The organism is uncultured Spongiibacter sp. (assembly GCF_964011655.1).
In the GTDB taxonomy this organism is placed as follows: domain Bacteria; phylum Pseudomonadota; class Gammaproteobacteria; order Pseudomonadales; family Spongiibacteraceae; genus Spongiibacter; species Spongiibacter marinus.
The window spans coordinates 15,941-34,080 of sequence record NZ_CAXGPO010000034.1; the positions used below are offsets into that span (position 1 = coordinate 15,941).

At 58.3% G+C, this 18,140-nt stretch carries 16 protein-coding genes; 9 read left to right on the forward strand and 7 right to left on the reverse strand.

The window, feature by feature from the left end; all coding sequences use genetic code 11:
- Positions 1–6: 6 nt before the first annotated feature.
- Entirely contained in the window at positions 7–2,022 is a 2,016-nt protein-coding gene (locus ABNS66_RS13160) for an NADPH-dependent 2,4-dienoyl-CoA reductase (RefSeq protein WP_286837826.1), read from the reverse strand.
- A gap of 75 nt (positions 2,023–2,097) precedes the next feature.
- Between ABNS66_RS13160 and ABNS66_RS13165 the strand changes: the two genes are divergently transcribed.
- The 3 genes from ABNS66_RS13165 (at position 2,098) to ABNS66_RS13175 (ending at position 4,698) form a co-directional block, all read left to right on the forward strand.
- On the forward strand, positions 2,098–2,775 hold the full coding sequence (locus tag ABNS66_RS13165) for a TetR/AcrR family transcriptional regulator (protein ID WP_286837827.1): 678 nt from the start codon (positions 2,098–2,100) through the stop codon (positions 2,773–2,775).
- 208 nt (positions 2,776–2,983) lie between these two features.
- On the forward strand, positions 2,984–3,940 hold the full coding sequence (locus ABNS66_RS13170) for an ABC transporter ATP-binding protein (protein WP_204996232.1): 957 nt from the start codon (positions 2,984–2,986) through the stop codon (positions 3,938–3,940).
- Complete coding sequence (locus ABNS66_RS13175) at positions 3,937–4,698, forward strand: ABC transporter permease (protein WP_286837829.1); 762 nt, start codon at positions 3,937–3,939, stop codon at positions 4,696–4,698. Before ABNS66_RS13170 ends, ABNS66_RS13175 begins: the two co-directional genes overlap by 4 nt.
- A gap of 50 nt (positions 4,699–4,748) precedes the next feature.
- Here ABNS66_RS13175 and ABNS66_RS13180 read toward each other — a convergent pair whose 3' ends face one another.
- The 5 genes from ABNS66_RS13180 to ABNS66_RS13200 all read right to left on the reverse strand — a co-directional run bounded on the left by ABNS66_RS13180 (position 4,749) and on the right by ABNS66_RS13200 (position 9,904).
- Positions 4,749–5,285, reverse strand: coding sequence for a hypothetical protein (locus tag ABNS66_RS13180; RefSeq protein WP_204996233.1), 537 nt, complete (start codon positions 5,283–5,285; stop codon positions 4,749–4,751).
- 13 nt (positions 5,286–5,298) lie between these two features.
- A complete protein-coding gene (locus tag ABNS66_RS13185) occupies positions 5,299–7,527 on the reverse strand; it encodes a molybdopterin cofactor-binding domain-containing protein (RefSeq protein ID WP_286837832.1) in 2,229 nt (742 codons plus the stop codon).
- Positions 7,528–7,537: 10 nt separating this feature from the next.
- Positions 7,538–7,996 carry a (2Fe-2S)-binding protein gene (locus tag ABNS66_RS13190; protein ID WP_204996235.1) on the reverse strand — a complete coding sequence of 153 codons (459 nt, stop codon included), beginning with the start codon at positions 7,994–7,996 and terminating at the stop codon, positions 7,538–7,540.
- A 168-nt stretch (positions 7,997–8,164) separates the two neighbouring features.
- Positions 8,165–9,166, reverse strand: coding sequence for a serine/threonine protein kinase (locus ABNS66_RS13195; protein WP_286694001.1), 1,002 nt, complete (start codon positions 9,164–9,166; stop codon positions 8,165–8,167).
- A gap of 18 nt (positions 9,167–9,184) precedes the next feature.
- Entirely contained in the window at positions 9,185–9,904 is a 720-nt protein-coding gene (locus ABNS66_RS13200; protein WP_286694002.1) for a ComF family protein, read from the reverse strand.
- Positions 9,905–9,983: 79 nt separating this feature from the next.
- On the opposite strand from ABNS66_RS13200, the gene bioB reads away from it, so the two are divergent.
- The 4 genes from bioB to bioD are packed head-to-tail and all read left to right on the forward strand — an operon-like array spanning position 9,984 to position 14,523.
- Positions 9,984–11,042, forward strand: a complete 1,059-nt coding sequence (gene bioB / locus ABNS66_RS13205) for a biotin synthase BioB (protein WP_286837833.1) — start codon at positions 9,984–9,986, stop codon at positions 11,040–11,042.
- A gap of 20 nt (positions 11,043–11,062) precedes the next feature.
- Complete coding sequence (bioF, locus tag ABNS66_RS13210; RefSeq protein WP_286837842.1) at positions 11,063–12,253, forward strand: 8-amino-7-oxononanoate synthase; 1,191 nt, start codon at positions 11,063–11,065, stop codon at positions 12,251–12,253.
- Positions 12,250–13,815, forward strand: a complete 1,566-nt coding sequence (gene bioC, locus ABNS66_RS13215) for a malonyl-ACP O-methyltransferase BioC (RefSeq protein WP_286837834.1) — start codon at positions 12,250–12,252, stop codon at positions 13,813–13,815. Before bioF ends, bioC begins: the two co-directional genes overlap by 4 nt.
- A 12-nt stretch (positions 13,816–13,827) precedes the next feature.
- Positions 13,828–14,523 (forward strand): dethiobiotin synthase, encoded by a 696-nt coding sequence (gene bioD, locus ABNS66_RS13220; protein ID WP_286837836.1) that lies wholly within the window; start codon positions 13,828–13,830, stop codon positions 14,521–14,523.
- On the opposite strand, the gene ABNS66_RS13225 is transcribed toward bioD, so the two are convergent.
- Positions 14,500–14,919: a hypothetical protein gene (locus ABNS66_RS13225; protein WP_286837838.1), complete on the reverse strand. Its 420-nt coding sequence runs from the start codon at positions 14,917–14,919 to the stop codon at positions 14,500–14,502. The genes bioD and ABNS66_RS13225 overlap by 24 nt on opposite strands.
- A gap of 259 nt (positions 14,920–15,178) precedes the next feature.
- On the opposite strand from ABNS66_RS13225, the gene ABNS66_RS13230 reads away from it, so the two are divergent.
- Both ABNS66_RS13230 and ABNS66_RS13235 read left to right on the forward strand, forming a co-directional pair.
- Entirely contained in the window at positions 15,179–16,966 is a 1,788-nt protein-coding gene (locus tag ABNS66_RS13230; protein ID WP_286694008.1) for an acyl-CoA dehydrogenase C-terminal domain-containing protein, read from the forward strand.
- Positions 16,967–17,069: 103 nt separating this feature from the next.
- Positions 17,070–18,140, forward strand: a 1,071-nt coding sequence (locus ABNS66_RS13235; protein ID WP_348655347.1) for an acyl-CoA dehydrogenase family protein, incomplete at its 3' end; no start/stop codon positions are given.

Consider the following 18,140-nt stretch of genomic DNA (forward strand, 5'->3'; position numbering starts at 1 on the left):
CGATGATTACAGGCTGGCGGCGAGGCGAGTGCCCTGGTCGATGGCGCGTTTTGCATCCAGCTCGGCGGCGACATCGGCGCCCCCGATCAGGTGAACGGGCTTGTTCAAGCCGTCGCAGAGTTCGCGGCGAGGCTCCTGGCCGGCGCAGACAATCACGTTGTCGACGGCTAAGGTTTTCTCCTCGTCACCGACGCGAATACGCAGGCCCTGGTCATCAATACCGAGGTACTCACAGCCGGCGACCATATTCACGCCTTTGTGCTGCAAGCCAGCGCGGTGAATCCAGCCGGTCGTTTTGCCCAGGCCGTTGCCCACTTTGCTGGTTTTACGCTGCAGCAGGTGAACCTGGCGCGGTGAGGGCGAAGGTTGAGCGGCTACACCCTCAATGCCGCCGCGCGCTTGCAGCGTCATATCAACACCCCATTCTTTCATGAAGGTTTCAATGTTCTGGCTGGCATCGCTGCTGTGTGTCAGCGCTTCGGCAACATCAAAACCGATGCCGCCCGCGCCGATAATGGCGACGTTCTTGCCAACGGGTTTGTCGTCGCGCAGAACGTCCAGGTAGCTCATTACCATGGGGTGGTCGATGCCGGGAATGGCGGGGGTGCGCGGCACAATGCCTGTCGCCAGTATGACTTCATCGAAATCGCCGTCATTCAGCATATTGGCGTCCACGCGTTGGCCGAGTTGCAGCGTTACGCCAGCCAGTTCCAGGCGGCGGCCGAAGTAGCGCAGGGTCTCCGCAAATTCCTCTTTACCCGGCACTTTGCGGGCAATATTGAACTGCCCACCGATAACCGGGTCGGCATCGAACAGCGTCACATTATGGCCGCGCTCTGCGGCGGTGCAGGCAAAGGCCAGGCCCGCAGGGCCGGCGCCGACCACTGCCAGACGCTTGGGTGAATTTGTTGCGGCGATGTTCAGTTCGGTTTCGTGACAGGCGCGTGGGTTAACCAAGCAGCTGGTCATGCGGCCGGTGAATACGTGATCGAGACAAGCCTGGTTGCAGCCGATGCAAGTGTTGATTTCGTCACTGCGGCCTTCGGCGGCCTTGACGATAAATTCGGGGTCGGCGAGGAAGGGGCGGGCCATCGACACCATGTCGGCGTCGCCTTCGGCGAGGACGCGCTCAGCAACGTCAGGAGTGTTGATGCGGTTAGAAGTAATTACCGGAATGCTGAGTGCTTCGCGGAAACGCTTGGTTACCCAGGTGAAGGCAGCGCGAGGCACCTTGGTGGCGATCGTTGGGATGCGCGCTTCGTGCCAGCCGATGCCGGTATTGATCAGTGTAGCCCCGGCTTTCTCAATGGCTTTACCCAGTTGTACAGCCTCGTCATAACTGCTGCCGCCCTCCACCAGGTCCAGCATCGACAGGCGGTAAATGATGATGAATTCTTCACCCACCGCTTCGCGTACGCGGCGTACCACTTCAACGGCCAGGCGCATACGATTCTCATGGCTGCCACCCCACTGGTCGTCGCGCTGGTTGGTGCGAGCGGCCAGGAATTGGTTAATGAAGTAGCCCTCGGAGCCCATAATCTCAACACCGTCGTAGCCGGCTTTTTGGGCCAATGTGGCGCTGCGAATAAAGTCTTGGATTTCCTGTTCGATATCGTCTTCAGTCGCCGCCTTGGGCGTGAAAACATTGATGGGGGCACGGATCGCTGACGGCGCGATGGGGTTTTCGTTAAACGCGTAGCGGCCAGTGTGCAGGATCTGCATGCAGATCTTACCGCCCTCGGCGTGGACGGCGTCGGTCACAATACGGTGGCCTTCGCAGTCTGCTTCGGTTTCCAGCATTTTGGTGTGTTCGTGGGTCGAGGCGCGCTTGTTGGGGCCAAAGCCGCCGGTCACGATCAGCGCGACACCGCCGCGAGCGCGCTCAGCAAAGAACGCCGCCATGCGTTCGAAGCCGTTTTCAGCTTCTTCCAGGCCGGTGTGCATGGAGCCCATCAGGACTCGGTTTTTCAGCTGAGTGAAGCCCAGGTCCAGGGGCTGCATTAATGTGGGGTAGGCGCTCATGGTGGTGTCCTCTCATTGATGTAACTTGACGCTGTCCAGATGCCAAGGCTAGAGGCAAATGTTGACGCTGTCAAGATGGACGCTATCGCCGGTGGCTGCTATATTGCCGCCATGTCCCAAGCCCCTGCCAACAAGCCATCCCGCGCCTACCATCACGGTGATCTGCGTGCGCAGCTTCTGGATGTTGCCGCGCGTCTGCTGCGTGAGGAAGGTGAGGAAGGACTGTCAATGCGGCGCCTGGCGCAGGAGTTGGGGGTTTCTCGCACCGCCCCCTATCATCACTTCAGCGATAAGCACAGTTTGCTCTGCGGGATTGCCGAAGAGGGCTTTCGTCGTTTTCGGCAAGTCAATGCGGATGCCGAACTTTGGAATGTCGACACCTTCAGCGAGGCGAGTTTGCAGGCCTTTGTTCGTCGCTACGTCAATTTCGCGGTAAGCAATGCCGAGTATTACGACCTAATGTTTGGCGGCAAACTGTGGAAGTCGGCGGCGCTCACGGCGAGCCTCAAAGCGGAGGCCTACACCGCGTTTCGCGAGTATGTTGACCACTTTCGCCAACTGCAGGCAGGCGGTATTTTCGCCGCGAATTTCGACCCACTGCGTTACGCGCAATTAAGCTGGTCGACCCTGCACGGTATGAGTCGCTTGCTGATCGATGGTATCTATCTGGACAGCTCAACCGTAGAAGAAATGTGTAACACGGCTGCCGCTATGTTTTGGCGACAGTGTCGGCCGTTGAACACTAGCGGTTGAACGCGCCGCTCAGCTGGGCGACACTCTCGCTCAGTGTGTGAAAACCTCAATGATAACCCCGAATCATTCCGGCTTTGCCTCTGCGCCTGCCATCCGCTCCCACTGTTATAGCTGGGCGGCAAGGTGCGCATCGAGTGTGCTGTGAAAGGAGGGCTTTGACCTCGCGGCGAGCACGGTTCGTCGCATTGCGGGTAAATTAGGAGCATTTGTGTCCTCTGTTATTAGTGTGAAAGACGTTAGCAAAGTCTATGACTCAGGCTTTCAAGCGCTGCGCGGCGTCAATTTGGATATTCGGCGCGGCGAGATCTTCGCGTTACTCGGCCCTAACGGGGCCGGTAAAACCACCTTGATTAGCATTATCTGCGGCATTGTGAATGCCACGGCCGGGCAGATTCACGCCGGCGCCTTCAACATCGTTTCCGATTATCGGCGCGCCAGGCAGCTTATTGGCCTTGTTCCTCAAGAACTGTCGACCGACGGTTTTGAAAGCGTATGGGCCACGGTGACCTTTAGCCGGGGCTTGTTCGGCAAGCCGAAAAATGATGCTTATCTGGAGCAAATACTTCGCCAGCTATCGCTGTGGGATAAAAAAGACGAGCGGATTATGGCGCTATCTGGCGGCATGAAGCGGCGCGTCATGATTGCCAAGGCCCTGTCTCATGAGCCTGAGATTTTGTTTCTCGACGAGCCTACGGCGGGGGTGGATGTCGAACTGCGGCGCGATATGTGGCAGATGGTTCACGGCCTGCGCGAGCGAGGTGTGACGATCATTTTAACCACGCATTACATTGAAGAGGCCGAGGAAATGGCCGATCGCATCGGTGTTATTCGCCGCGGCGAAATTGTGCTGGTTGAAGAAAAGAACCGCTTGATGGAAAAACTGGGGCAAAAGCAGCTGCGCCTGCAATTGCAGCAACCACTTAGCGAGCTGCCCGCCGATCTTGGGGGCTATCCGCTGAGCCTGACTGACGATGGCCACGAGCTGGTATACCACTACGACAGCCAAAGCGAACACACCGGCATTGCCGAATTGTTTCGTCACCTGGAAATGCACGGCATCGATTACAAAGACCTGCATTCAACCCAGCGCTCGCTGGAGGAAATTTTTGTCAGCCTGGTTGCCGACAGCGATCAGTCGTCAGCCGCGGTGGAGGTGGAGCAGTGAATTTGCATGCAGTGCGCGCAATCTATTTGTTTGAAATGAACCGAGCCTGGCGGACGCTGCTGCAAAGTATCGCGTCGCCGGTGATTTCGACCTCGTTATATTTCGTGGTATTCGGCTCGGCAATCGGTTCGAAAATGGTCGCTATCGACGGCATCAGCTACGGCGCGTTTATTATTCCTGGGTTGGTGATGTTGGCGCTGCTGACAGAGAGCATCTCCAATGCCGCGTTTGGTATTTTCTTCCCTAAATACAACGGCACCATCTACGAGCTGCTGTCAGCACCCGTTGCCCTGCCAGAGATTCTACTGGGCTATGTCGGGGCGGCGGCGAGCAAGTCGATTATCATCGGGTTGATTATGCTGGCGACCGCTCGGCTTTTTGTCGACTACAGCATCGCGCATCCCTTCTGGATGCTCGGCTTCTTGGTGTTAACGGCGGTGACCTTCAGTTTATTCGGTTTCATTATCGGCGTCTGGGCCGACGGCTTTGAGAAATTGCAGATAGTGCCGATGCTGATCGTAACGCCGCTGGCGTTTTTGGGCGGCAGTTTTTACTCTATCAGCATGTTGCCACCGCTGTGGCAGACCATTACCTTGGCGAATCCGGTGGTCTACCTGATTAGTGGTTTTCGCTGGAGTTTTTACGACGTTGCCGACGTGAACGTCGGTGTCAGTCTGGGGATGACCGTATTCTTTTTGCTGTTGTGCCTGGCCTTGATTACCTGGATGTTTCGCAGCGGTTATCGGCTTAAGCAATGACGGTGTGACTGCCGCGACAAGTACGGTAGTCACACCATCAGGTGAGCGGCTTAACAGGGGCCGCCTGCGTTCACCCATTGCTCCAATAGTTCAACAAAGCGGGTGTGGTCCACGGGCGGGAGCGTTCGGCCCTCGCCGGGATCAAAGCCCCACAGCACCAGCGGGTCCTCCTCCATGTGTTTGAGCAGGGCTTGCAGGTCTTTGCCGCCATTTTTACTTTGGTCTTTCAGCACCGTGCAGAGTTCTCTCGGCCCCATACCTTCCCAGCCCATGCTCAGTGGTGCCAGGCCCCAGTGCGGCGCACCTGGTACTTTGTCTTCCGCCACGTTTTGTTCCTGGTGACAGGCTGAACACTGCAGGGTCGGCGCGCCGTGATTATCTTCACCGCGCATAACCAGCTGGTCGTGGCGGCGGCGTTCATCGCCCTGACGCGGGAAGTCGGTCAAGGTGTGGCAGTTCAAACACCGCGGGTGGGTAAGCACCTCGTAGATCGGTGTAAATAGCGGCGACTGTGCCAGAGCGCCGCCGCTGACCAATAGGGCCAGCGCCGCGCTCAAGCCGAGCCAATAGTTGCGTAGTAATAGCATGCTCCGGCTCCTGTTAGGCGGGGTGTTGTTCGGCTAGGGTGTAGCCGAGGTTTTTAAGCGGTAATTCGCGAATTTTCTCGCCGGTTGCCGCAAAAATAGCATTTGCTAGGGCTGGGCCCAGCGCCGGTACGCCCAGTTCGCCGACACCGCCTGGCGACTCATTGCTCGGCAATACAACGGTATCAATTTGCGGCACTTGGAACATGCGCAGCATTTTGTAGTCATCGAAATTGCTCTGCTGAACCACGCCGTCCTGCAATTCGATCTCTCCGTAAAAGACGCTGGTCAGCGCAAAGATTACCGCGGACTCAACCTGGGCCACCACCAAGTCAGGATTGATGGCCGTGCCGACATCAATCGCGCTGACAATCCGGTGAAGGGTAATGACTTTATCGTCGGACACGCTGAGCTCCACAACTTGAGCGACGTAGCTCATCCAGTGGTTCAGCACGGCGATCCCCTGACTGCGACCGCCACCTGTGCTGCCCCAGTTCGATGCTTGCGCGGCGGCGTCCAATACCGCTAACAGGCGGGGCTTGCCGGCGAGCATGCCGCGTCGATATTGGTAGGGGTCGCGGCTGTAGCTGACGGCGATATCGTCGATAAAGGTTTCCTGGGCAAATACATCGGTGAATTTGTTTACCGAGCGCATCCACAGTGAGGGCATCTGCGGCTTGAGTGTCAGGTGGGCGTCCATCAACACATTGTCGATGTCGTAGGGCATGCCGGTCTCTAGGTCTGTTAATTCCTTAAGGGGCGGCAACTGGCCCTCGGCCAGGGTGTCGAGTAGCTCTTCGGCGTACAGCGCCGCCGTGACATCCTGGGTGACCGCGCGGTGCGTCCAGGCAGTGATATTGCCCTGATTGTCCATGGAGGCGCCGACGCGCACGGCCGCGGCGGGCCGGTAGTAGCCCCCCTTCATGTCGTCTTCGCGGGTCCACATGACCTTCACGGGTTTTTGGGTTGCCTTCGCCACGTGGCAGGCGTCGCGCACGTAGTCAGCCAGCGGGTTGCCGCGGCGGCCAAAACCGCCGCCAGAGGACATGGTGTGGAAGGTGATCTGGTTGGGCAGTAAGCCGAGAATCAGCGACGCGAAGGTTTTATCAAGCGTTGGTGATTGGCTGCCCGTCCAGATGTCGGCTTTGCTGCCGGTGTAGTCCACCGTAACGTTCAGTGGCTCCATTGCCGCGTGGGCCTGGAAGGGAAAGAAATAATCGGCGCTGCGATTTTCCGCTGCGGCGAGTTGAGCCACCGGAACCAAACCGTCAACACGAATCGGCAGGCCGGGTAAGTTGAGCTTGAAACTATACTCACCGCGCGTGTCATTGGAATCTGTGCGTCCGGCCAACAGTTCATTCCAGCTGACTTCAAGGGCTTGGCGCCCTTTCTCTGCCGACCAATAATCATCGGCAACCACGGCGACGCCAGAGGGAATGGTGTGTACTTCGCGCACACCGGGCACCGCCATAGCGGCATTGCTGTCGACACGCAGTGCCTGACCAAAAAAGCGCGGTGGGCGGGCAATTACGGCCGTGAGCATGTCGGGAATATCGACGTCGATACCGTAAATATGCGAGCCGTTGACCTTCTCCGCGGCGTCTTTGCGCTGTTTGGACTGGCCAATAATGCGATAGCTCGCCGGGTCTTTTAGCGGCGGGTTACTCGGTACCGGCTGATTGGCCGCCGACTCGGCGAGTTCGCCATAGCTGGCGCTGCGGCCATTGAGGTCGTCGTAGACCACGCCGCGTTCTGTGCGCAGGCTGTCTGCGGGCACCTCCCAGCGCTCGGCAGCAGCGTTGACCAGCATTTGCCTAACCGCGGCGCCGACTTGGCGCTGATTGTCGAAATAGCCCCGAGTGGTGGCACTGGCCACCGTGAATTGCAGCAGGCCGCCAAAGTAGGGGTTGTTAAAGCGCGCGGCAACAGGTGAGTGTTCGGCGGTAACAAGGTCCCAGTCGGCGTCGAGTTCTTCGGCGACGATCATCGGCATCGATGTCAGCGCGCCCTGGCCAATTTCTGAGGCGCCCACCAATATATGTATGCGGCCGTCGCTGCCAATACGCATAAACTCACTAACGGTGAACTGCTCTGCATCACTGGGGCCGCCATTGCCAGGGGGCTGGGGGTTATTCGGGTTGGAGCCGCCACCGCCACCACCGCCTCCACAGGCAACAAGTAAGCCGCCCCCTGCGAGAGCGCTGACGCGTAAAAACTGTCTGCGGGTATATCCTGAAGTGCTCATTCGCGCCCCCTTACAGTTGTTCGTCTGCGATCTTGTGAATGGCCTTGCGGATGCGGGCATAGGTGCCGCAGCGGCAGATATTGCCAGACATGGCTTCGTCAATATCGCGGTCGCTGGGCGAGCGGTTTTCGGTGAGTAAGGCGGTGGCCGCCATCACCTGTCCGGACTGGCAGTACCCGCACTGGGGAACGTTTAGCTCTTGCCAGGCCTGCTGAACCAGCCGACCGATCTGCTGTTGGTCAATCGCTTCCACGGTGGTGATGTTGTGGCCCTCTGCGGCGCTAATTGGCATGACGCAGGAGCGGGTGGGCTGGTCGTCAACATGCACCGTACAGGCGCCACACAGGGCTTGTCCGCAGCCGTACTTGCTGCCCGTGAGCTTTAAGTCTTCGCGCAAAACCCACAGCAGGGGTTTATCTTCGGGTACGTCAACGGTGTGGTCTTCACCATTTACTCGGATTGTAAACATGACTTCTCCTGCACTCTTATTATGTGTGGAACGGTGGAGTGCTTTGGCAATTGTAGAGTGTTTGATCGCGCTGCGCTTGCACCTAGCGCACAGTCCAGCAACGTTGCCGCGATAGTGTAAACTCTATCTTTACGAACGTTAATCTGCTTTGGATCACGCGGTGAAAATTTACACACTCAGCTTGAGGGCGGGTTCCTGAACCAGTGCCAGTTGTTCGCGCAGCATCAGTATGTGCTCGCCCCAATAGCGCTCGGTGTTAAACCAGGGGAAGGCGCGGGGAAAGGCGGGGTCGCTCCAGCGCTGCGCTAGCCACGCCGCATGGTGCATGATGCGCAGCCCGCGCAGGGCCTCCACCAGCACTAATTCGCGGCTGTCGAAGCTGCGAAATTCCTCGTAGCCCTCGACCAGCTCCATCAGCGCTTTTTGGCGGGCATCGGTATCGCCGGAGAGAAACATCCACAGGTCTTGGATAGCCGGCGCCATGCGGCTGTCGTCAAAATCGACCAGCTGGGTGTCGCCGTCGCGCCACAATATATTGCCAACGTGACCATCGCCGTGGCAGCGAATATTGCGCGCTTGGCAGTCGCTAAAACGTTGTTCAATTAACGCCAATAAGTCGCGGGCCAGGCTCTCGTAGGCCTGGCGCAGGCTGTCTGGGATAAAGTCATTTTCCAGCAGATAGTGGCTGCTGTGCTCGCCAAAGGTTTGTGGGGTGAGGGTCGGGCGATGTTGAAAGTCTTCCGTTTCGCCTACTAGGTGAAGGCGGCCAAACAGGCGCCCCAACTGAAACAGGTTTTCCATGTCATCCAGCGCCGGGGCGTGACCGCCGCGCCGGGGGTAAAGCGCGAAGCGATAGCCTTCGTGCTCGAACAGACTCTGCCCATCGTCGTTTTGCCAGGGCGGGATCACTGGGATGTCTGCATCATAAAGCTGCTGCGTGAAGCGATGTTCCTCGCTGATTTGGGCGTTGCTCCAGCGCTGCGGGCGATAAAACTTAACCACGAGAGGCTCGGCGTCTTCGATGCCGAACTGATAAACCCGGTTCTCGTAGCTGTTTAGCGGGAAGACGCGTAGGTCGCTGACAAACCCCAGCGACTCGACGGCGTCAATAACGCGGTCGGGGTCGAGAGCGGCAAAGTTTTGCTGGTCGGTATTGTCGTTGGCCTTCATGGTATTCCCATTGGCGAGTCATTGACCGGGCGCGGGAGTCCGGGCCAGGCACCAGACGTCTACTCGCGTTGCGCCGGCGCGCAGCAGTATAGCGGCCGCCGCATTGGCTGTCGTGCCTGTGGTCAGTACATCGTCTACCAGCGCCAGGTGCTTGCCGCGAATGCGTTCTGGGTGAACCACGTCGAAGGCATTTTTCATATTGCGGCGGCGCTCTGCCGCCGTTAGTCCCTGCTGTGGTGGTGTTGCATGCTGGCGGCGAAGCAGATCCGCGACCGGAATCGTCAGGGCGTTCCCCCAAAATTGACTGACAAGCAGCGACTGGTTGTAGCCGCGTTGCCAGCGCCGCCGCCAATGCAGGGGTACGGGCACGAGCGCATCGGGAAGCGGCTCGGCAGCCGCCGCCGAGCAGCGCTCTAACCAAAGTTGTGCCAACAGGCGGCCGCTGGGCGGCTTGGCGTGATGTTTAAAGTCGGCGAGCAGGCTGTCCACCGGGAAGCGGTAATTCAGCGCACACAGGCATTGATGAAAGCGCGGCGGCCGTTGTAGGCAGCGGCCGCATAGCTCGGCATTCGCCGTGGCTAGCGGCAGCGCGCAGCGTCGGCAATGGTGGCCCAGCCAGGGCAGCGTGTCGCGACAGGCGGGGCAGATCTCCGTGGTGGCGCCGCTGTGATCCAGGCACAGCAGGCACTGGAGTGGGAAGAGGCGTTGCAATGAGGCGCGAATCGACTTGTAAACCATGGCGTCCTGCGTTGGTTGACAGCGAAGGGGCTGCCTGTATCATTATAGCCTTTCGATCAGCCCCTAGAGATTGTCAGATATGAGCAGTATGGAAGCGTCTTCAATTCGTCACGACTGGAGCCCTGAGGAAGTTCAAGCCCTGTTTGAACAACCCTTTAACGACCTGCTGTTTCAAGCACAAAGCGTTCACAGAGCGAATTTTGATGCCAATAGCGTTCAGGTAAGCACGCTGCTGTCGATCAAAACGGGCGCTTGCCCGGAAGACTGCAAATACTGCCCGCAGAGCAACCGCTACGACACTGGCTTGGAAAAAGAAAAGCTAATGGAAGTGGAAAAAGTGCTGCAAGAGGCACGTGCTGCCAAAGCGCAGGGGTCGACCCGGTTCTGCATGGGGGCAGCGTGGCGCTCACCCAAGAAAAAGGACATGCCCTACGTGACCGCCATGGTGAAGGGCGTGAAAGAGATGGGGCTGGAAACCTGCATGACCCTTGGGATGCTCAGCGGTGAGCAGGCTGCGGAGCTGGCTGAGGCGGGGCTGGATTACTACAACCACAACCTCGATACCTCGCCGGAGTACTACGGTGAAATTATCACTACACGCACCTACGGCGACCGCCTGAACACGCTGGCGAATGTGCGCGATGCGGGCATTAAAGTGTGCAGCGGAGGAATCGTTGGCATGGGCGAGTCCGTGAAAGACCGCGCCGGCCTGCTTATCCAGTTGGCCAACCTGCCGGAGCATCCTGAGAGTGTGCCCATCAATATGTTGGTGCGCGTTGAAGGGACGCCCCTGGCTGAAGAAGTTGACCTCGATCCCTTTGACTTTATTCGCACCATCGCGGTGGCGCGTATCCTGATGCCCAAGTCCCACGTGCGCCTGTCGGCGGGGCGTGAAGAGATGAACGAGCAAATGCATGCCCTGGCGTATTTTGCCGGTGCCAACTCCATCTTCTACGGCGAAAAGCTGCTTACCACGCCAAACCCCGAAGCCAACAAGGATCTGCAGTTGTTCGAGCGCCTCGGTATCAAGCCCGAGCAGCGCTGCGCTGAGGCCGATGATGAGGCGACGGAAGCGGCTCTGCTGGGTGAGGTGGAAAAAGCGCGCAACGACAAATTTTTCTACGACGCAACAGCATAAACGCCGTGACAACGCCAACCATGGAGCTGCACCTACAGCAGCGGCTGGCGGAGCGTCGCGAGCAGTCTTTATATCGACACCGCCGAGAGCTGGGGAGTGCACAAGGTGCGCGCATCCAGCTCAACGGCCACACCGTGCTGCAGTTCTGCAGTAATGACTATCTCGGACACGCCGGCCATCCCAAACTCATTGAAGCCATGCAGGCTGCCGCCAAAGACTTTGGTGTGGGCGGTGGCGCATCGCACTTGATCTGCGGCCATTCCAGTCTGCATCACGAGCTGGAGCAGCGCCTCGCCGAATTTACCGGCAGGGAGCGCGCGCTGCTTTTTTCCACCGGCTACATGGCGAATTTGGGGCTTATTGCTGGCTTGATGCAGCGCGGCGACCACCTGCTAGAAGATCGCTTGAACCACGCCTCGCTGCTGGATGGCGGCTTGCTAAGCGGCGCAAAAATGCAGCGCTTTCAACACAGCGACACGGCGGATCTCGAGCGCCGACTAAAAAAACTCCCCCACACTGGCCAGCGATTGATTGCGGTAGACGCGGTTTACAGCATGGACGGCGATCTGGCCCCCCTGGCTGAAATGGCCGATCTGGCTCGCGGGCATAATGCCTGGCTGATGGCCGACGACGCGCACGGCTTTGGCGTACTGGGCGAGCGCGGTGCAGGAACGGCTGAAATGCTCGGCCTGGATACCCGGCAATTGCCAGTACTCATGGCCACACTCGGCAAGGCGCTGGGCAGCTTTGGCGCCTTCATCGCCGGAAGCGCGACGCTGATTGAAAGCCTGATCCAGTTTGCGCGCCCCTATATTTACACCACCGCCATGCCCCCCGCAGTCGCGGCGGCAACGCTGGCATCGCTGGACCTCCTGCACAGTGAGGGCTGGCGTCGGCAGCGCTTGGCTGAGCACATCGGCTTTTTTCGGGCGGAAGCGAAGCGCCTGGGGCTGCCGCTAATGGCATCGCAAACCGCGATTCAGCCGCTGATGGTGAATGACGATGCCCTGGCATTGGCGCTGAGCCGAGAGTTGGAAGCTCGCGGCGTACTGGTTTCCGCTATCCGCCCCCCCACCGTGCCGCTCGGTACCGCGCGGCTGCGCATCACCTTGAGCGCCGCGCACAGCCGGGAAGATATTGAACAGCTGTTAACGACGCTCGAATCAGCATGTTGGGATGTGGCGCCGCAATTGTTGGAATTTCATTCGTGAGTGCACTCTACCGGGAGCGTCTGCCGTCGAGCTCGGATGCCTCTGCTGAGCTGGTGCTGCTGCACGGCTGGGGTAGCTGCAGTGAAATTTGGCGGCCGCTGTTGCCAGCACTGCGAGCGAATTTCTCGGTAACTATTATTGACCTGCCTGGCTGCGGTCGCAGCCCGCTACTGGCCGATATGTCGGTTGAATCTGTTGTGCAGGCGCTGCTGGCGCAGCTGCCCGCCCGCGCCTTATATGTGGGCTGGTCGCTGGGAGGGCTGCTGGCAGGCGAGCTGGCGCTCGCTGAACCGCAGCGAGTGAGCGGCTTGGTTCGCCTTGCCAGCAATTTGCGTTTTGTTGCCAATGAGCAGTGGTCGCTGGCCATGCCCGGAGAAGATTTTGCCGCGTTCTACACTGGCTTGCTGGAGCAGCCAGAAAAAACACGGAAGCGTTTCAATACCCTGCAATTGCAGGGCGATGTCAGCGCACGCGCGCTGCGTCGACTGTTGCCGTTGTGCCACGCGGAGCCGGAGGCGCTGCGCTGGGGGTTGGATTGCCTGCGCGAGCTGGATCAGCGCGAGACCTACGCGGGCTTGTCGTGCCCGGTGATGAATATCTACGGCAGTGACGATGCGCTGGTGCCAGCCGCCCTGGCAGAAACGGTGCCCGCTGCGCGCAGCCTGTGTTACGCCGGAGCAGGGCATATCCCTTTTTTGTCGCAGCCAGAGCAGTTTGTTAGCGACATTATCCTCTTTGAAAAAGACTGTATTGCCGAGGCGATGCCACCCGGCATTGAGCGCCATTTTGAAAAGCGCGATGTCGCGCGATCCTTCTCCCGGGCGGCAAACAGTTACGACCGTGCCGCGACCTTGCAGCGCCGGGTCGCGGACGAACTATTTAGTTTGCTTGCCCACCAGCGTGTGCCACAAACGCTGGTCGATCTGGGCTGCGGCACTGGCTACAGCTTACCGGCGTTGCGTCAGCGCTTTAACGATGCCCAGCTTGTTGGTGTCGACCTGGCTGAGGGGATGCTTGCCTATGCCAGCGAGCATCACTCTGAAGACTGCCAGCAATGGGTCTGCGGCGATGCCGAAGACCTGCCGCTGGCCGATGCCCGTGTCGATCTGCTGTTTTCCAGCCTGTCTTTGCAGTGGTGCGAAAATGTATCGGCGCTGTTTTCAGAGATTGACCGGGTATTGGCCCCGGGCGGCAAAGCCTTCATCGCAACCCTTGGCCCCGAGACCTTGTTCGAGCTTCGCGAGGCGTGGCAAAACGTTGATGGCTATGCCCATGTGAACCGCTTTATCCCCCGGCAGGCGCTGGACACGGCCATTACCGCGTCGGGGCTGCGGGTGCAGTGGCGGCAGGCTACCGAGGTGTTGTATTACCCGACGGTGACCGCCCTAACCCGAGAGCTCAAACAGCTGGGCGTGAGCAATGTGAATCGCGACCGCCCTCAGGGGCTGGCTAGTCGCAAACGCTTGCAAGCACTGCAGCAGGCCTACGAAGCATTTCGCCAACCGGCCGGGCTGCCCACCAGTTATCAGGTGTGGTACCTGGAACTGGATAAACAACCTTAGAGGAGCACCCTGATGACGCGCCGCCAAAAGCTGTTTATCGCTGGTACCGACACCGATGCGGGCAAAACCCTGATCGCCTGCGGCGTGCTCGAAGCCGCCAGGCAGCAGGGCTTGCGCACCCTGGCGCTGAAACCGGTAGCGGCGGGGGCGGAACCGGTCGATGGCGAGTTGCGTAACGACGATGCGCTGGCGTTGATGTCGGCGATGTCTGAGCCGATGAGTTACGAGCAGGTAAATCCGGTGGTTTTTGAAGAGCCGATTGCGCCGCATATCGCGGCCGAGCGGGCTGGGCGGCGTTTGAGCGCTGCCCAATTGGCGGGCTATTGCCGCGGCGCGATGATGCGCCCCGCTGACCTGTTATTGGTAGAGGGTGCCGGAGGCTGGCGAGTACCATTAAACCAGCGCGAGACCCTGGCGGACTTGGTCATCGAGCTCAATTTGCCGGTGGTTCTGGTGGTGGGAATGAAGCTCGGTTGCATTAACCATGCGCTGTTAAGCGCGGAGGCAATTCGCGGCGACGGCTTGCCGCTGGCGGGCTGGGTGGCAAATAGGGTCGACCCGGAAATGGCTCGGTTTGACGAGAATCTTGAAACCTTAAAAGCGATGCTTCCTGCGCCTTGTCTCGGCGTGGTGCCGCACCTTGGCAAGGGGGCAAGTGGTGTGGATGTGGCACCGTTTATCGACCTAGCGGCGCTGCAAATCCCCTGATGCCTTGGCGGCGCGCGCCAGTGCGCGTCGGCATTTCTCTACGGCTTCTTCCATCGTGGTGGCTTCATCGCGAGCTTGGCTAATATCCTCAAACATGGCTTTCACCGTATCTCGCTGCAGGGCATTGGAATAGATGTAGCAGTGAAAGGCGCAGCCGTTGTCTGCCGCCCATGCGGCAAACTGCTTACCCATTTCTATGACCTCGGGGGTGTGTAGCTCATAACTGCGCAGGTCGATAATCCGCGCCCAGGGGCGGCCATTTAAACGGCGAATGTGTGCGCGTAAATCGCGGCCATAGTGCTCGGCGGCTTCGGCGTTCCAGGTACCTAATAGCTCAGCGGTGATAATGTCATCGTCGCAGTGGAGTTTGTGCTCACCGTGGGGGCGGTAATTCATAGGTTTTCGTCTATGGTTCTTAGTATCTGGGGCCAAGATTAGCGTCATCCATCTTTTTGGCTAAATCCGTAGAATTCCCTAGCAAAGCGTCATAATTATGTAAGTTTATGTTTTTGCAGGGTTTAGTGCTTATTTTATTGGCCGAGATGACAAAATCCTTGATCTTTTCGGCCTTGCGCAACGTAGATAAATCGATATAGTTGTCACCGTCAACATTGCAGCGATTCATCGCTCGCAGTAACTAACGTGAGGTTTCATCATGCCGCAATATAAAGCGCCACTACGCGATATCAATTTCGTACTCAAAAATGTGCTCAACGCAAACGAGCATTTTGCGAGCCTGGCCGGCCGTGAAGAAGTGAGCGAGGATCTGCTGGACGCCATCCTTTCTGAAGGCGCCAAGTTTTCTGAAAACGTACTGTCACCGCTGAACCAAGTGGGTGACCAAGAAGGCTGTGTATGGTCGGAAGACGGCGTAAAAACGCCAACCGGCTTTAAAGAAGCCTACCAACAATTTGCTGAAGGTGGTTGGCCATCAATGACCGCCGACGCCCGTTTTGGCGGCCAGGGCCTGCCCAACTCACTCGGCCTGGTTGTGACCGAAATGGTTAGCTCAGCGTGTTGGGCGTGGGGTATGTACACCGGCTTGTCTCAGTCGGCTGCGCGCCTGCTGGAAAACTACGCCAGCGAAGAGCTGCAAAACGAATACCTGCCTAAAATGACCGACGGCACCTGGGGCGGCACAATGTGTCTGACCGAGCCACATTGCGGTTCGGATCTGGGCATTCTGCGCACCAAGGCCGAAGCCAATGCCGATGGTAGCTACAACGTGACCGGCACCAAGATCTTCATCTCGGGTGGCGAGCACGACATGATGGAAAACATCATTCACCTGGTACTGGCTCGCATTGAAGGTGCGCCAGCGGGAACCAAGGGCATCTCCCTGTTCCTGGTACCGAAATTCCTGCCCGATGCAGACAACAACGTCGGCGAGCGCAATGGCGTGAGCTGTGGCAGCATCGAGCACAAAATGGGCATCAAAGCCTCTGCAACCTGTGTGATGAACTTCGACGGTGCCAAGGGCTTCCTGGTTGGCGAAGAGAACCGCGGTCTGCAGGCGATGTTCCACATGATGAACTCTGCCCGTCTGGGTACTGCTCTGCAGGGCTTGTCTGCCGGTGAAGCCTCATTCCAAGGTGCGCTGGAGTACGCTCGCGAGCGTCTGCAAATGCGTTCACTGAGCGGCCCGAAAAACCCAGAAGGCCCCGCTGATCCGCTGATCGTACACCCCGATGTGCGCCGTATGCTGCTGACTCAGAAAGCACTGGCTGAAGGTAGCCGTGCGTTTATCTACTGGGTGGCGCAACTGGTCGACACGTTCTACTTCAGTGGCGACGAGCAAGCGCGTAAAGACGCAGAAGAGCTGTCTGAACTGCTGACGCCGATCGCCAAGGCCTTCGTTACCGAAACGGGCCTGGAGTCTGCCAACTACGGTATGCAAGTTTACGGTGGTCACGGCTACATTTCAGAGTGGGGCATGGAGCAGATTGTTCGCGACCTGCGTATCTCTACACTGTACGAAGGCACCACCGGCATCCAAGCCCTCGACCTGCTGGGTCGCAAGGTAATGGGTACTGGCGGCAAGCAGTTGATGGTCTTCACCAAAATCATTCACAAGTTCTGTGAAGAGCAGGCGTCGCGCCCAGAGCTGGAGCCGTTCATCAGCAAGCTGGCTGAACTGAACAAAGAGTGGGGCGAAGTCACCATGAAGCTGGGTGAGAAAGCCATGCAAAACCCCGACGAAGTCGGTGCTGCATCGGTGGACTACCTGATGTATTCTGGCTACATCTCGCTGGCTTACATGTGGGCACGCATGGCCGCTGCCGCCGTAGACGGCGCTGCCGACGACGAGTTCCTGAAAGCCAAGCTGCAGACTGCGAAGTTCTATTACGATCGCCTGCTGCCGCGTACTGAATCGCACAAACTGTCCATGCTCAACGGCGCTGACAGTTTGATGGAGATGCCCGAAGAGGCATTTGCGTTCTAAATTAGCAAGGTCCCAAACGAGCAACGCCCACCCTTCGGTGGGCGTTTGTGCATTGCGTTATGGATAGCGACTGATCGTCGCGAAAGAATGTGGAGAATCAGATATGCCCGAATATAAAGCGCCGCTGCGTGATATGCAGTTTGTCCTGCACGAGGTATTTAAGGCCGAGCAGCTTTGGCAAAACATGCCGGGAACCGAGGAAGTTAACCGCGAGCTGGCGGATGCGATCCTTGAAGAAAGTGCCAAGATCAATGAAAACCTGATCGCCCCTTTGAGTCAGTCTGGCCATGAAGAGGGTGTGAAGTGGGACGACGGTGTTGTCACCACACCCAAAGGGTATCCGGAAGCGTTCAAACAACTGGCCGAGGGCGGCTGGGGTGGTCTGGCGGGTGAGCCGAATTACGGCGGCCAGAACATGCCCAAGATGCTGGTACTGTTGTTCGAGGAAATGCTGTACTCCTCCAATATCGCGATGGGTCTCTACCTAACCCTGACGTCAGGCGCGGCGCTGGCCATCGACAACCACGCCTCCGATGAGCTGAAGGAAAAATATCTGCCTAACATGTACTCCGGTCAGTGGGCCGGCGCCATGTGTTTGACAGAGAGCCACGCGGGTACTGACCTGGGTATGATCCGTACCAAGGCCGAGCCACAAGCTGATGGCACTTACAAAATCACCGGTACCAAGATCTTCATCACTGGTGGTGACCACGATCTGACCGAAAACGTTATCCACCTGGTGCTGGCAAAACTGCCCGATGCTCCAGCGGGTTCTAAAGGTATTTCACTGTTCTTGGTACCCAAGGTAAAAGTGAATGACGACGGCAGCCTCGGCGAGCGCAACGGCGTGAATTGCGGCAGCATCGAACACAAAATGGGTATCAATGCCTCGGCAACCTGTGTGATGAACTTCGACGGTGCCGAAGGCTACCTCGTTGGTGAAATCAACCGCGGTCTGCAAGGCATGTTCACCATGATGAACTACGAGCGTTTGTCAGTCGGTATTCAGGGGCTGAGCGCTGCGCAAACCGCTTACCAGTGGTCTTGTGAATACGCACGTGAGCGTCTGCAAAGCCGTGCACCGACTGGCCCTGTTAACCAAGCCGGCCCTGCCGACCCGATCGTTGTACACCCCGATGTTCGCCGCATGCTGCTCACCCAGAAAGCACTGGTT

Coding starts and splice junctions, on each gene's coding strand:
- bioF (WP_286837842.1), top strand. CDS start 11,063: ATGGAGCTGCACCTACAGCAGCGGCTGGCGGAGCGTCGCGAGCAGTCT.
- ABNS66_RS13190 (WP_204996235.1), bottom strand. CDS start 7,996: ATGTTTACAATCCGAGTAAATGGTGAAGACCACACCGTTGACGTACCC.
- ABNS66_RS13180 (WP_204996233.1), bottom strand. CDS start 5,285: ATGCTATTACTACGCAACTATTGGCTCGGCTTGAGCGCGGCGCTGGCC.
- ABNS66_RS13230 (WP_286694008.1), top strand. CDS start 15,179: ATGCCGCAATATAAAGCGCCACTACGCGATATCAATTTCGTACTCAAA.
- ABNS66_RS13225 (WP_286837838.1), bottom strand. CDS start 14,919: ATGAATTACCGCCCCCACGGTGAGCACAAACTCCACTGCGACGATGAC.
- ABNS66_RS13195 (WP_286694001.1), bottom strand. CDS start 9,166: ATGAAGGCCAACGACAATACCGACCAGCAAAACTTTGCCGCTCTCGAC.
- ABNS66_RS13200 (WP_286694002.1), bottom strand. CDS start 9,904: ATGGTTTACAAGTCGATTCGCGCCTCATTGCAACGCCTCTTCCCACTC.
- bioD (WP_286837836.1), top strand. CDS start 13,828: ATGACGCGCCGCCAAAAGCTGTTTATCGCTGGTACCGACACCGATGCG.
- bioB (WP_286837833.1), top strand. CDS start 9,984: ATGAGCAGTATGGAAGCGTCTTCAATTCGTCACGACTGGAGCCCTGAG.
- ABNS66_RS13165 (WP_286837827.1), top strand. CDS start 2,098: ATGGACGCTATCGCCGGTGGCTGCTATATTGCCGCCATGTCCCAAGCC.
- ABNS66_RS13160 (WP_286837826.1), bottom strand. CDS start 2,022: ATGAGCGCCTACCCCACATTAATGCAGCCCCTGGACCTGGGCTTCACT.
- ABNS66_RS13185 (WP_286837832.1), bottom strand. CDS start 7,527: ATGAGCACTTCAGGATATACCCGCAGACAGTTTTTACGCGTCAGCGCT.